The 12,372-nt window shown below is 68.2% G+C and carries 11 protein-coding genes and 2 pseudogenes; 5 read left to right on the plus strand and 8 right to left on the minus strand.

What is annotated here, in order from left to right; all coding sequences use genetic code 11:
- Window positions 1-7: 7 nt before the first annotated feature.
- The 6 genes from ASD38_RS20800 to ASD38_RS20825 all read right to left on the minus strand — a co-directional run bounded on the left by ASD38_RS20800 (window position 8) and on the right by ASD38_RS20825 (window position 4,852).
- A complete protein-coding gene (locus tag ASD38_RS20800) occupies window positions 8-1,084 on the minus strand; it encodes a homocysteine S-methyltransferase family protein (protein WP_056445768.1) in 1,077 nt (358 codons plus the stop codon).
- Window positions 1,085-1,191: 107 nt separating this feature from the next.
- Window positions 1,192-2,070: a CAU/MBL1b family subclass B3 metallo-beta-lactamase gene (blaCAU, locus tag ASD38_RS20805; RefSeq protein ID WP_056445770.1), complete on the minus strand. Its 879-nt coding sequence runs from the start codon at window positions 2,068-2,070 to the stop codon at window positions 1,192-1,194.
- Window positions 2,067-3,011: a methylenetetrahydrofolate reductase [NAD(P)H] gene (metF, locus tag ASD38_RS20810; RefSeq protein ID WP_056463083.1), complete on the minus strand. Its 945-nt coding sequence runs from the start codon at window positions 3,009-3,011 to the stop codon at window positions 2,067-2,069. Before metF ends, blaCAU begins: the two co-directional genes overlap by 4 nt.
- The gene (locus ASD38_RS20815) at window positions 3,008-3,985 is read right to left on the minus strand and encodes an ArsR/SmtB family transcription factor (protein ID WP_056463086.1); all 978 of its coding nucleotides are present in this window, start codon (window positions 3,983-3,985) and stop codon (window positions 3,008-3,010) included. Before ASD38_RS20815 ends, metF begins: the two co-directional genes overlap by 4 nt.
- A gap of 96 nt (window positions 3,986-4,081) precedes the next feature.
- Complete coding sequence (locus ASD38_RS20820) at window positions 4,082-4,456, minus strand: VOC family protein (RefSeq protein ID WP_056445778.1); 375 nt, start codon at window positions 4,454-4,456, stop codon at window positions 4,082-4,084.
- On the minus strand, window positions 4,457-4,852 hold the full coding sequence (locus ASD38_RS20825; protein WP_056446269.1) for a winged helix-turn-helix transcriptional regulator: 396 nt from the start codon (window positions 4,850-4,852) through the stop codon (window positions 4,457-4,459).
- Between the two features lie 31 nt (window positions 4,853-4,883).
- On the opposite strand from ASD38_RS20825, the pseudogene ASD38_RS24790 reads away from it, so the two are divergent.
- Together ASD38_RS24790 and ASD38_RS24795 are read left to right on the plus strand one after the other, a co-directional pair.
- Window positions 4,884-5,198: pseudogene (locus tag ASD38_RS24790) on the plus strand (carboxymuconolactone decarboxylase family protein); the annotation flags it as partial.
- A 22-nt stretch (window positions 5,199-5,220) separates the two neighbouring features.
- A pseudogene (locus ASD38_RS24795) lies at window positions 5,221-5,456 on the plus strand (hypothetical protein); the annotation flags it as partial.
- Here the strand turns inward: ASD38_RS24795 and ASD38_RS20835 are convergent.
- Window positions 5,453-6,412, minus strand: coding sequence for a 2-hydroxyacid dehydrogenase (locus ASD38_RS20835; protein ID WP_056463091.1), 960 nt, complete (start codon window positions 6,410-6,412; stop codon window positions 5,453-5,455). The pseudogene ASD38_RS24795 and the gene ASD38_RS20835 overlap by 4 nt on opposite strands.
- 259 nt (window positions 6,413-6,671) lie before the next feature.
- Between ASD38_RS20835 and ASD38_RS20840 the strand changes: the two genes are divergently transcribed.
- A complete protein-coding gene (locus ASD38_RS20840) occupies window positions 6,672-7,103 on the plus strand; it encodes a hypothetical protein (RefSeq protein ID WP_056445785.1) in 432 nt (143 codons plus the stop codon).
- A gap of 73 nt (window positions 7,104-7,176) precedes the next feature.
- On the opposite strand, the gene ettA is transcribed toward ASD38_RS20840, so the two are convergent.
- Window positions 7,177-8,844 (minus strand): energy-dependent translational throttle protein EttA, encoded by a 1,668-nt coding sequence (gene ettA / locus ASD38_RS20845; protein WP_056445788.1) that lies wholly within the window; start codon window positions 8,842-8,844, stop codon window positions 7,177-7,179.
- 236 nt (window positions 8,845-9,080) lie between these two features.
- On the opposite strand from ettA, the gene ASD38_RS20850 reads away from it, so the two are divergent.
- Window positions 9,081-11,465: a TonB-dependent receptor gene (locus tag ASD38_RS20850; protein WP_056446274.1), complete on the plus strand. Its 2,385-nt coding sequence runs from the start codon at window positions 9,081-9,083 to the stop codon at window positions 11,463-11,465.
- A gap of 129 nt (window positions 11,466-11,594) precedes the next feature.
- Window positions 11,595-12,371: a signal peptidase I gene (gene lepB, locus ASD38_RS20855; protein WP_056463094.1), complete on the plus strand. Its 777-nt coding sequence runs from the start codon at window positions 11,595-11,597 to the stop codon at window positions 12,369-12,371.
- Window position 12,372 lies beyond the last annotated feature (1 nt).

The raw sequence follows: 12,372 nt of genomic DNA on the forward strand, positions 1-12,372 counted from the left end.
TTGATCTCTAGGCCAGCTCGAACGGTTCCAGGCCCGCCAGGCGCATGGCCTTCGGGCGCTCGGGGATGGCGCGGGGCTTCACGCCGCGCACTTCGTCGGCCACGTGCTTGATGTGGTCGGGGGTGGTGCCGCAGCAACCGCCCAGGATGTTGACGATGCCGTCCTTGGCCCACTCGTGCAGCTGGTGACCGGTCTGGTGCGGCTCCTCGTCGTACTCGCCCATGGCGTTGGGCAGGCCGGCGTTGGGATAGGCGGCGACCAGCGTGTCGGCGATGCGGGCCATCTCGGCGATGTGCGGGCGCATCAGGTCCGCCCCCAGGGCGCAGTTGAAGCCCACGGCGAACGGCTTGCAGTGCTTGATCGAGTTCCAGAAGGCTTCGGCCGTCTGGCCCGACAGGGTGCGGCCCGAGCGGTCGGTGATGGTGCCGCTGATCCAGATCGGCAGCTCCTCGTAGCCCTCGTCGACCAGGTCCATGATCGCCTTGATCGCGGCCTTGCAGTTCAGGGTGTCGGTGATGGTCTCGATCAGGAACAGGTCGACGCCGCCGTCGTGCAGCGCCGCCGCCTGCTCGCGATAGGCCTGGTAGACCTGGTCGAAGGTCACCTTGCGCGCGCCCGGATCGTTCACGTCCGACGACATCGACAGCATCACGTTCAGCGGCCCGATCGAGCCGGCCACGAAGCGCGGCTTTTCCGGCTCCTTGGCCAGCCACTCGTCGGCCACAGAACGGGCGATGCGCGCGCCCTCGAAGTTGATGTCGCGCACCACGTCGCTGCCCAGCCGATAGTCGGCCTGGGCGATGGTGGTGCCCGAGAAGGTGTTGGTCTCGGAGATGTCGGCCCCGGCCGCGTAGTACTGGTGGTGCAGGTCGGCGACGATGTCCGGCCGGGTCAGGCACAGGATGTCGTTGTTGCCCTTCATCTGGCCGTCGTAGTCGGCGAAGCGCTCGGCGCGGTAGTCGGCCTCGGCCAGCTTGCGCTTCTGGAACATCACGCCCCACGAGCCGTCGAGGATCAGGATTCGTTCCTTGGCGGCGGCCTTCAGGGCGGCAATGCGCCCCGCTCGGGTGGTGAGATCGGTCATGGTCGGCTCCTGCCGGAGGATCGGGCTCCGGCCGTTCGGGTCTTTCTAGCGCTTCGCGAGGAAGCGGGACTCAATTCTGCTCGCTCCGGCCGGCGCCGGGACGAGGATCACGGTTTGCGAGCGCTTTCCTGGCGCGCCAGCTCCTTGTCGAACGCTTCCTCCGAGGTGGTGGCGTAGCGGGCGATTTCCGTCGGGTCGACGAAGGCGTTGACGTCGCCGGCCAGCATCTTCTTGCGCTTGGCCAGCAGGTCGGCCTGCTCCTCGTGGCTGGGCAGCATCACGTCGGTGGGCAGGGCCTTCAGCTTGGCGAAGGTGGCGCGGTAGTCGGCGACGATGTTTTTGTAGGTCTTGTTGCCGACCAGCACGTTGCCCGCCACCGAGGTCGAGCAGTTGAAGGTGACGTTCAGCGGCCGGCCGCGGTCGATCACCTGGGTGGTCCAGGTGGTGCAGCCGATCGTGTGGCCCGGCGTCAGGTGGGCGACCAGGGTGGTCTCGCCCAGCTTCAGCTTCTGGCCCTCGCCGAACGCCTTGTCGACCTTGACCGCCGGGAACGGCGTCAGGCCGTTGTCGTTGTCGCCGAAGTGCTGCCCCTTTTTTACCGCCGGTTCGTCCGGCCGCGAGATCCAGACCTTGGCGCCGGTGTCGGCCTTGAGCTGGGCCAGCCCGCCGGCGTGGTCGAAATGGGCGTGGCTGTTGATCAGGACCTTCACGTCCGAGAGCTTGAAGCCCAGCGCCTGGATATTGGCCTCGATCAGCTTCGCGCCCGCGGCCGAAGGCCCGCTGTCGAGCAGGACGTGGCCTTGCGACGACGAGATCAGCCAGGCCGACAGCCCTTCGGAGCCGACATAGTAGATGTTGCCGACGACCCGATAGGGCCGGATCGGCTTGGACCAGCTGGCCGGCTGATTGTCGACGATCGTCGTCGCTCCCTGGACCGGGATCGCCAGGGCCAGGGCGGCCAGAAATATTGACGCCGTTCGTTTCATGCCGCCGCCTCCGAGGGCGCCGGCGCGGCCTCGCGCACGCCCAGCACGCGGCAGATCGCATAGACCAGGTCGGCCCGGTTCAGGGTGTAGAAGTGGAAGTCGCCGAAGCCCTGCTCCTGCAGCTTGGCGCACATCTCGGCGGCAACGGAGCAGGCGAGCAGGCGGCGGGTGTCGGCGTCCTCGTCCAGGCCGTCGAAGATGTTGGCCAGCCAGCCGGGCACCGCCGTCTGGCAGGCGGCCGACATCTTCAACAGGCCCTTGAAGTTGGTCACCGGCATGATGCCGGGCACGATCGGGATGGTGATCCCGGCGGCCCGCACCTTGTCGACGAACCGCAGGAAGGCGTCCGTGTCGAAGAAGAACTGGCTGATGGCCAGGGTGGCGCCGGCGTCGATCTTGGCCTTCAGCACCTCGATGTCGTGTTCGATCGACGGGCTTTCGGGATGCTTTTCCGGATAGACGCCGACCAGCACGTTGAACGGCGCGATCGCGGTCAGGGCCGCGGTCAGTTCGGTGGCGTTCCTGTAGCCGTCCTCGCGCGGCACATAGACGCCGCCGATGCCGCCCTCGCCGGGAGGCGGATCGCCGCGCAGCGACACCACGTGGCGCACGCCGCTCTCCCAGTATTCGCGGATCACCTCGTCGACCTCGGCGCGGCTGGCGCCGACGCAAGTCAGGTGGGCGGCGGGCTTCAGACTGGTCTCCGCGAGGATGCGCTTGACCGTGCGGTGCGTGCGCTCGCGCGTCGAGCCGCCGGCCCCGTAGGTCACCGAGACGAAGGCCGGGTCCAGAGGGGCCAGGCGCTTGATCGCCGCCCACAGGTTCTCTTCCATCTGCTCGGTCTTGGGCGGGAAGAACTCGAACGAGACGCGCGGACGGTCGGTGCGTTCGCCGGCGCGGGCGACCGGACCGAGAACACGGCGGGGGGCGGAAACGGTCATGCGGCGCTTCTTTCGGCGTTTCGAATGGCGGGACGGCGCGCCGTCCAGATCTTCACGGTCAACCCTTCGGCCGAGGTCGGCGGCAGGGCGATGTTGGCGTCCGGGACCAGGCCGGCGGCCTCGATCCACGGGATGATCTCGGCGTCGGCGAAGCCGAGGCGGCGGTGCTGGTGGTTTTCGCGCAGGAACTCGTGATCGTGCGGCGCGAAGTCGGCGATCAGCAACAGCCCGCCGTCGGCCACCAGCCGGGCGGCCTCGGCCACGGCCGCGGCGGGGTCGCCCAGATAGTGCAGCACCTGGTGAACGGTCACCAGATCCGCGCAACCGTTCGGCAGACCGGTGGCGAAGATGTCGCCGTGACGCAGTTCGCACCGGACGAGACCGGCCTTGGCCACCTCGTCACGGGCGATGTTGAGCATCTGCTGCGACAAATCCAGCCCCACGGCCGCGTTGGCGCGGCTGCCGAGGAGCGTCAGCATGCGGCCCGATCCCGCGCCCAGATCGACCATCTCGCCGAAGGGGCCCTCGCCCGCCGCCTGCAGGATGGCGGCCTCGACCTCGGCCTCGTCGACGTAGAGCGAGCGGATTTCGTTCCAGCGCGCGGCGTTACGGGCGAAATAGGCCTGGGCGCCGGCCGCGCGTTCGGCGCGCACCAGGGCCAGCCGCTCGGCGTCGCCCAGGGCGACGGGATCTTGCGGGTCGATCAGGTCCAGGATCCGGCCGATCACGGCTCGGCCAGGCGATTCCAGGGCCAGGCGGTAGAACACCCAGGCGCCGTCCGGAAAGCGTTCGACCAGCCCGGCCTCGGCCAGCAGCTTGAGGTGCCGCGACACCCGAGGCTGGCTCTGGTCCAGAATCCGGCACAGCTCCAACACCGACAGCTCTTCGGCCGCCAGCAGGGCCAGCACGCGCAGGCGGGTCGACTCCCCCGCCGCGCGCAGTAGATCCACGACCTGTTCGGATGCTATCTTCATGGGGACATAAAGATATCCTTATGTCCGATTTGGCAAGCTAAATCCGAACCCGCCGCCCCGCGCGACGTCGACTTTCAAATCGGCCGGCGCGGTAAACTATGCCTCGGGAGGCTCTTTCGACGGCTCCCAAAGCTCAATCTTCACCCCGGCCGGGTCGATCAGCCAGGCGAACCGGCCCATGTCCTCGTCCTGACGTCCGGTCGGCTCCACCCCCTCGGCGGCCGCCCTGGCCAGCACGCCGTCCAGGTCATCGACGATGAAGTTGATCATGAACGACGCCTGCGACGGTTCGAAATAGTGGGTGTCGGCCGCGAACGGCGACCAGTTCGTGCCGCCGACCCGCGGATGCTCGAACGCGACCCCGCCCCATTCGGACACCTCGAAGCCCAGCACGCGCGCGTACCATGCGCCCACGGCGGCCGGATCCTCGGCCTTGAAGAACACGCCGCCCAAGCCCAGCACCTTGGCCATCTAGCCCTCCTCCGCATCGGAACACGGATCGGGCGCCCCCAGATCCTTGGCCCAAGCCTGCGACCAAGCCTGTAATGGCGCAAGGGCGTCCAGCAGTTGGCCGCCGCGCGGCGTCAGGCGATAGCCGCCGGCCGCGGCCACCACGCCGGCGGCCCGCAGCTCGCCCAGGCGGGCGTTGAGCGTGCCAGGAGGCAGCTCGGCCGCCGCCTGCAGGGCGCGGAAGGTCAGGACCGCGTCGTCGCGCAGCTCCCACAGGATCCGCAGCGCGCCGCGTCGCCCCATCAGGTCCAGCGCCGCCATGACCGGTCGGCCCGTCGTCGAGCCGCGCACCGGCCCGCCGGGCAGCGGCGCTTCGGTGATTGCTTCAATTTTTGTAGCGGACTCGGATTTCACCATGATACAGATTCTGTAGCACGAGGAGACCACCATGTCCGCTCACGCCACGAACACCCGCATCGCCCCGGCGCGCATTCCACCGGCCCAGGCGCCCTATCCCGCCGCCGTCCAGGAAACCCTCGATCGCCTGAAGACGCCCGGCGACCAGCCGCTGTCGCTGTTCCGCACCCTGGCCCGCGACCCGCGGCTGTTCGCCCGCTTCACGGGCGGCGGCCTGCTCGACAAAGGCCATCTGAGCCTGGCCGAGCGCGAGATCGTCATCCATCGGATCTGCGCCCTGAACGGCGCGGCCTACGAGTGGGGCGTGCACGCGGCGATCTTCGCGGACGCCGCCGGACTGAACGCCGAGCGGCTGGCGGCCACGACGACCCCGGGGATCGCCGCCTGCTGGACGCCGCGCGAGGCGCTGCTGATCACGTTCTGCGACGCGGTCAACGCCAGGGCCGACGTCGACGACGCCCTGTGGGCCCGCCTGTCCGAGGCCTTCGACGAGGAAGCCCGGATCGAGCTGATGATGCTGGCCGGCTTCTACCGGACGGTCAGCCTGCTGGCGAACGGCCTCCGGCTGGCGCCCGAGCCGTTCGCCACGCCCTTTCCGGCCTAGACGTCCACCGGCGAGGCCAGGGCCTCGCCCTTGAAGAACCGGCGCAGGTTCTCGACCGTCAGCCCGACCATGGCCGGGATGCTGTCGAGGGTGGCGCCGGCCGTGTGGGGCGTCAGCACGGTGTGCGGCACGCCCGCCCAGCGCGAGGCGGGCGTCGGCTCGTGGTCGAACACGTCCAGCCCCGCCATGCCCAGCCGGCCGTCCTTGAGGGCGGCGATCAGGGCGTCCTCGTCGACCAGCGAGCCGCGCGCCACGTTGACCAGCAGGCCCTGCGGCCCGAGCGCCTCGATGACCGCCTGGTTGATCATGTGGCGGTTGGTGGCGTCGGGACGGGCGCAGACCACCAGGATGTCGCTGTCCTTGGCCAGATCGAGCAAGGTCTTGGCGCGCGGACGTTCGGTCTCCTTGGGACGCGGCGCCCACCACGACACCTTCAGCTCGAACGCCTCCAGGCGCTGGGCCACCGCCTCGCCGATATGGCCCAGGCCGACGATCCCGGCCTTGCGGCCGCGCAGGCCGTGGCGAGGGCTCATCCGCTCCATGGTGGTCCAGTGGCCGCTGCGCAGCTTCTGGTCGCCCTCGACGATGCCGCGCCAGGCGGCCAGCACCAGGCCCACGGCGTGGTCGGCGACATCGGCGGCGTTCAGGCCGGTCGAATGGGTGACGGCGATGCCGTGCTGCTTGCACCACGGCACGTCGACGCCGTCATAGCCGACGCTGACGCAGGCGATCAGGCCCAACCGGGGCATCTCGGCCAGCAGATCCTTGGCCAGCACGATCTCGCCCGCATGGACGATGGCCCGCACCTGGCGCCCCGGCCCGTCCAGGAACGCCAGGCGGTCGGGATAGTCCCACAGCCGGTGCACCTGGTACGCCCCCTCGAGAAGCGGCTGCAACGGCGTCAGCATCTCGTGCGAAAGAGCGATGTGGGGCTTTTCGGCGGGGGTTTGAGGCATTCGTCTTCTCCATCCCGGACAACGCGCGCGACTCGCGAGCCGCGCATCCGCAACCTGTTCCTGAAAGATCGGGATCAGTGTGGCGGGATCAAGCTACTCCAGTTCCTAACGAACGCCATTGCCGGTCAGGTCCCGCGATAGTGATCGATTGACGTCCCCGAGCACGGCCGCGAAAGGCCAAGCTGTGAACCGGCGCCGCGCCGAGGGGTTTCTTCTGCCGACGCGTCCTGTTGGCGCGCCAGGCCTGGAGAATAGTCCCATGATGATCAGAACGCTCGCCGCCGGCGTCGCGCTGGCCGCGCTCGTCTCGGGCGCCGCTTCGGCCGCGCCGCAAGCCAAGGCCTCCGGGGTCGTGGCCGGTCCGTCGCAGCCGATCCCCTACGCCCAGCTGGACGCCTATCTGAAGGCCTCGCCCAAGGCGCGGGCCAGCAAGGACTGGTGGAGCGGCTCGGCCTCGACCGGCATGTCGGCCGACACCTCGGCCACGACGTCGACCACGACGACCACGACGACCACCACCCCGGCTCCCGACACCTCGGTGAACCCGCCGGCTTCGACCAGCATGCCCTCGGACTCCTCGACCAGCATGCCGTCCACGCCGCCGACCATGCCGGAGTCCGGCACGCCGGCGCCGGGCTCGAACCTGCCCGGCTCGACCACGACGCCCGGCGCGCCGACCGAACCGAAGTAGGCTCGGCCCAAACCACAACGGGGCGGCCTTCGCAGGCCGCCCCGTCCGATGTTTCTCCCGAAGCGCCCGCGGTCTAGCGCGCGAACTTCTGGAACTTGATGCGCTTGGGGATCAGGCTGTCGGCGCCCAGGCGGCGCTTCTTGTCTTCCTCGTACATCTCGAAGTTGCCTTCGAACCATTCGACGTGGCTGTCGCCTTCGAAGGCCAGGATGTGGGTCGCCAGGCGGTCCAGGAACCAGCGATCGTGGCTGATGACCACGGCGCAGCCCGCGAACTCTTCCAGAGCCTCTTCCAGGGCCTGCAAGGTTTCGATGTCCAGGTCGTTGGTCGGTTCGTCCAGCAGCAGCAGGTTGCCGCCGGTGGCCAGGGTCTTGGCCAGGTGGACGCGGTTGCGCTCACCGCCCGACAGCAGGCCGACCTTCTTCTGCTGGTCGCCGCCCTTGAAGTTGAAGCTGCCGACATAGGCGCGGGAATTGATCTCGCGCTTGCCGACGATCATCACGTCGGTGCCGCCGCTGATCTCTTCCCAGATGGTCTTGTTGGCGTCCAGCGCGTCGCGCGACTGGTCGACATAGGACAGCTTGACGGTCTCGCCGACCTTGACCGTGCCCTGGTCGGGCTGCTCGCGGCCGGTGATCAGCTTGAACAGGGTCGACTTGCCGGCGCCGTTCGGGCCGATGACGCCGACGATGCCGTTGGGCGGCAGCTTGAACGACAGGTCCTTGAACAGCACCTTGTCGCCGTATTCCTTCTCCAGGCCGGTGACTTCCAGCACAACGTTGCCCAGGCGCGGGCCGGGCGGGATCTGGATGTGGGCGTGGGTCTGGGCGGCGCGGGCGTTCTCCTGCGCGGCGACCATTTCCTCGTACGACGCCAGACGGGCCTTGGACTTGGACTGACGGGCCTTGGGAGAGCTGCGGACCCATTCCAGTTCGCGGGTCAGGGCGCGCTGGCGGGACTCGGACTCCGACTGCTCCTGAACGACGCGCTTCTGCTTCTGCTCCAGCCAGCCGGAATAGTTGCCCTCGTAGGGGATGCCCTTGCCGCGATCCAGCTCCAGCGTCCACTTGGTGACCTGGTCCAGGAAGTAGCGATCGTGGGTGACCAGGATCACGCAGCCCGGGAAGCTTTCCAGGTGGTGCTGCAGCCAGGCCACCGACTCGGCGTCCAGGTGGTTGGTCGGTTCGTCCAGCAGCATGATGTCGGGCTTGCTGAGCAGCAGGCGCGCCAGGGCGATGCGGCGCTTTTCACCGCCCGACAGGTCCGCGATGCTGGCGTCGTTGGGCGGGCAGCGCAGGGCGTTGATGGCCATCTCGACCTTGGAGTCGATGTCCCACAGGTCGCGGGCGTCGATGATCTCCTGGAGCTTGGTCATCTCCTCCATCAGCTCGTCGGAATATTCCTCGCCGAGCTTGTTGGCGGCCTCGTTGTATTTGTCGAAGATCTGCTTGTCCTCGCAGTCGGCGATGACATTGCCCCAGACGTCCTTGGTCGGGTCCAGCACCGGCTCTTGCGGCAGGTAGCCCCGGCGCACGCCCTCGGCGGCGCGGGCCTCGCCCGAGAACTGGTCGTCCAGGCCGGCCATGATCTTCAGCAGGGTCGACTTACCCGAACCGTTGACCCCCACCACGCCGATCTTGGCGTCGGAATAGAACGACAGCCAGATGTTCTCGAAGATCTTCTTGCCGCCTGGGAAGGCCTTGGTCAGGCCCTGCATCTGGAAAATATATTGCTGAGCCATGGGGGGCGTCGGTTCTCGCTGGAGCGGGGGATCGGGGGTCGGGCGCTCAGATAGCCTCCGGGACGGGATTCCGCAATGTTCCCGGCCGGCGCGCGCATGCAACAGCCCGTCACCCGGTTGTCACCGACCCGTCGGAAACCCGACACCAAACTGTCGACGCGCTGTCGCCGGCCGCTGTTACCGCAGCTCTCCAAGCCGGCGCCGCTCCCTTGAGCGTCGGCGTGGGGATCCAAATCATGAAACGACACCTGATGCTCGGCGGGGCCCTGTGCGCCTTGCTGTCGGCCGCGCCGCTCCTGGCCCTGGCCGCCGAAACCGCGCCCGCGGCCGCCGCGGCCCTTCCCAACGCCAGCGAGGCCGACGCCAACGAAGTCGACGCCGTCATCGTGCTGGGCCAGGGCCAGAGCCGCCAGGTCCAGACCATCAACACCACCCAGATCGAGGTGCTGGCCGCCGGCTCGAGCCCGCTGCGCGCCGTCGAGAAGCTGCCGGGCGTCAGCTTCCAATCGGCCGACGCGTTCGGCGCCTACGAGTGGTCGACCCGCGTCGCCATCCGCGGCTTCGACCAGAGCCGCCTGGGCTTCACCCTGGACGGCGTGCCGCTGGGCGACATGAGCTACGGCAACTACAACGGCCTGCACGTCAGCCGCGCGGTCACCAGCGAGGACCTGGGCAAGGTCGAGCTGGCACAGGGCGCCGGCTCGCTGTCGACTGCCTCGACCAGCAACCTCGGCGGCACGCTGCAGTTCTTCACCCGCGACCCGTCGCGCGAGTTCCACGTCCAGACCAACGCCACCGTCGGCTCGGACAACATGCACCGGGTGTTCGGCCGGCTCGACACCGGGGCCATCGAGGGCCTGGGCGGCCTGCGCGGCTATGTCTCGGCGGTCGACCAGAAGGCCGACAAGTGGAAAGGCGGCAGCGAGCAGAAGCAGCGCCAGTACGACGCCAAGCTCGTGCTGCCCCTGGGCGAGACCGGCTCGCTGACCGCGTTCTGGAACCACTCCGAGCGTCGCGAACAGGACTACCAGGACATGTCGTTCGACATGATCAAGCGCCTGGGCCGCGACTGGGACAATTTCCAGCCCGACTGGAACAAGGCGACCGGCGTCGGCGCCGTGCTCAACAACCCGGCCTATTACGCCGGCCCCAACCCGATCCTGAGCGGCGGCTACTGGACCGGCGTCGGGACCAACCCCTACGCCCAGTACGGCGTGGCCACGCCTGACGACGCCTACTACGCCGGCGCCGGCATCCGCGACGACGACCTCTACGCCGTCGCCCTCAAGCACGACCTGGGCGAGACAGCCCGCTTCGACCTGACCGGCTACGGCCACAAGAACCAAGGCCAGGGCCTGTGGTACACGCCCTACACCGTCAGCCCCGGCTACGGCACGGCCGGCTCGACCGCCGCGCCGCTGTCGATCCGCACCACCGAGTACGACATCGACCGCAAGGGCCTGATCGGCAACGTCTATGTCGACCTGGGCGGGCATGCGATCAGCGCCGGCTTCTGGACCGAGGACAACGACTTCCACCAGGCCCGCCGGTTCTACGCCGAGACCCTGGCGGCTCCGTCGCGCGACCCGCTGGACTTCCAGTCCAACCCGTTCTTCACGCAGTGGGAGTACAAGTTCAACACCAAGACCACGACCGGCTACATCCAGGACGTCTGGACGATCAACGACGCCTTGAAGGTCAATTTCGGCTTCAAGGCCCTGAAGGTCGAGAACGAGGTGACCTCGGTCGTCGGCGCCGTGAACGGCAAGATCCAGTCCGAGGACAGCTTCCTGCCCCAGGTGGGCGTCGTCTATAACTTCAACAACGGCATCGAGCTGTTCGGTGGTTATACCGAGAACATGGCCGCCTTCGTCTCGGCCGCCACCTCGGGTCCGTTCGCCTCGCAGAACCAGTCGGTCGTCAACTACATCCGCGACAACCTCGAGCCCGAGACCTCCAAGACCTTCGAAAGCGGCGTCCGCTACAAGACCGACCGCTTCCAGGGCGTGGCCGCGTTCTATCACGTCGACTTCGAGAACCGCCTGGACAGCGCCAGCACGGCCCCGCCGATCCTGGGCCTGCCGGCGGTGTTGTCGAACGTCGGCTCGGTCAAGACCCAGGGCGTCGAGCTGGCCGGTCAGTTCCTGATGACCGACGCCTGGTCGGTGTACGGCTCCTACGCCTACAACGGCTCGACCTACCAGGACGATGTCCCCGGCGCCGGCGGCGCGGTGGCCATGCACACCAAGGACAAGGACGTGATCTATACGCCCGAGCACCTGTTCAAGGCGGTGCTGAGCTATGACAAGGGCACGGGCGTGTTCGCCAATCTCGGCGTCAGCTACACCAGCTCGCGCTGGTATACGTTCGAGAACAACGGCGGCCACGTCGAGGGTTTCACGGTGGCCGACCTGACGCTGGGCTACCGCTTCGACGGCGAGACCAACGCCTGGCTGCGCGGCCTGGATATCCAGGCCAACATCACCAACCTGACCGACGAGGACTACATCTCGACGGTCGGCTCGGGCGGCGCGGCCAAGGCCGACCCGACCGGCCAGGCCATGACCCTGCTGCCGGGCGCCCCGCGCCAGGCCTATCTGACGATCCGCAAGCAGTTCTAAGGCGCGGCGTCAGCGAACAGACGGAGGGCCGGGAGCGATCCCGGCCCTTTTCGTGTCCGGACAAGATTTCACGACTGTCCCGACACGGCTTTTCTGGCCTTTCGCGGCGAGGCGGGCCGTCCTCTGGGCATGACCGACACACCCTCCCCCTCCCCCGCTCCTCGTCACGCCGCCGCAAGCGTTCGGCGCGAGGTGATCGAGATCGTCCGCACCACCGGCGCCGGCCTCGCCATCGCCCTGGCCTTGCGGGTCGTCGTCTTTCAGCCCTTCACCATCCCCTCGTCCTCGATGGAGCCGGGCCTCGTCACGGGCGACTACATCGTGGTCTCGAAACTGGCCTATGGCTGGAGCCGCGCGTCGTTTCCCCTGAACCCGCCGCTGTTCGAGGGACGCCTGTTGGGGCGCTCGGCTAAGCGCGGCGACGTGGTGGTGTTCCGGCTGCCGCGCGATCCCGCCCAGACCTGGGTCAAGCGCGTGATCGGCCTGCCCGGCGACCGGGTCCAGGTCCGCGGCGCTCAGGTCTTCGTCAATGGCGAGGCCATCCCGCGGACGCCCTTGGGCGTGACCCGGGACCACGACGCGCCGCAGCGGCGGGTGTTGGCGATCGGCGAGCGCGCCCCGAACGGCCAAGCCTACGTCACCTACGACGGCGGCCCCGGCCAGCCCGGCGACGACACGGACGTCTATGTCGTCCCGGCCGACCAGTATTTCGTGATGGGCGACAATCGCGACAACTCGCTGGACAGCCGCTTTCCCCGCGAACTGGGCGTGGGCCTGCTGCCCGCCGAGAACCTGGTCGGCAGGGCCAAGTTCGTGCTGCTGTCCTGGCGTTCGGGAGCCGCGCTTCTCAAGCCCTGGACGTGGCTGAACTTGCAGTTGGACCGCTTTCTAAAACCGATCCAATAGC

This window comes from Caulobacter sp. Root487D2Y (genome assembly GCF_001427165.1).
In the GTDB taxonomy this organism is placed as follows: domain Bacteria; phylum Pseudomonadota; class Alphaproteobacteria; order Caulobacterales; family Caulobacteraceae; genus Caulobacter.

What these genes read in the sequence shown, in the direction of transcription:
- ASD38_RS20850 (WP_056446274.1), top strand. Translation starts at nt 9,081, where the DNA reads ATGAAACGACACCTGATGCTCGGCGGGGCCCTGTGCGCCTTGCTGTCG.
- ASD38_RS20840 (WP_056445785.1), top strand. Translation starts at nt 6,672, where the DNA reads ATGATGATCAGAACGCTCGCCGCCGGCGTCGCGCTGGCCGCGCTCGTC.
- ASD38_RS20815 (WP_056463086.1), bottom strand. Translation starts at nt 3,985, where the DNA reads ATGAAGATAGCATCCGAACAGGTCGTGGATCTACTGCGCGCGGCGGGG.
- blaCAU (WP_056445770.1), bottom strand. Translation starts at nt 2,070, where the DNA reads ATGAAACGAACGGCGTCAATATTTCTGGCCGCCCTGGCCCTGGCGATC.
- metF (WP_056463083.1), bottom strand. Translation starts at nt 3,011, where the DNA reads ATGACCGTTTCCGCCCCCCGCCGTGTTCTCGGTCCGGTCGCCCGCGCC.
- ASD38_RS20825 (WP_056446269.1), bottom strand. Translation starts at nt 4,852, where the DNA reads ATGGTGAAATCCGAGTCCGCTACAAAAATTGAAGCAATCACCGAAGCG.
- lepB (WP_056463094.1), top strand. Translation starts at nt 11,595, where the DNA reads ATGACCGACACACCCTCCCCCTCCCCCGCTCCTCGTCACGCCGCCGCA.
- ASD38_RS20835 (WP_056463091.1), bottom strand. Translation starts at nt 6,412, where the DNA reads ATGCCTCAAACCCCCGCCGAAAAGCCCCACATCGCTCTTTCGCACGAG.
- ettA (WP_056445788.1), bottom strand. Translation starts at nt 8,844, where the DNA reads ATGGCTCAGCAATATATTTTCCAGATGCAGGGCCTGACCAAGGCCTTC.
- ASD38_RS20820 (WP_056445778.1), bottom strand. Translation starts at nt 4,456, where the DNA reads ATGGCCAAGGTGCTGGGCTTGGGCGGCGTGTTCTTCAAGGCCGAGGAT.
- ASD38_RS20800 (WP_056445768.1), bottom strand. Translation starts at nt 1,084, where the DNA reads ATGACCGATCTCACCACCCGAGCGGGGCGCATTGCCGCCCTGAAGGCC.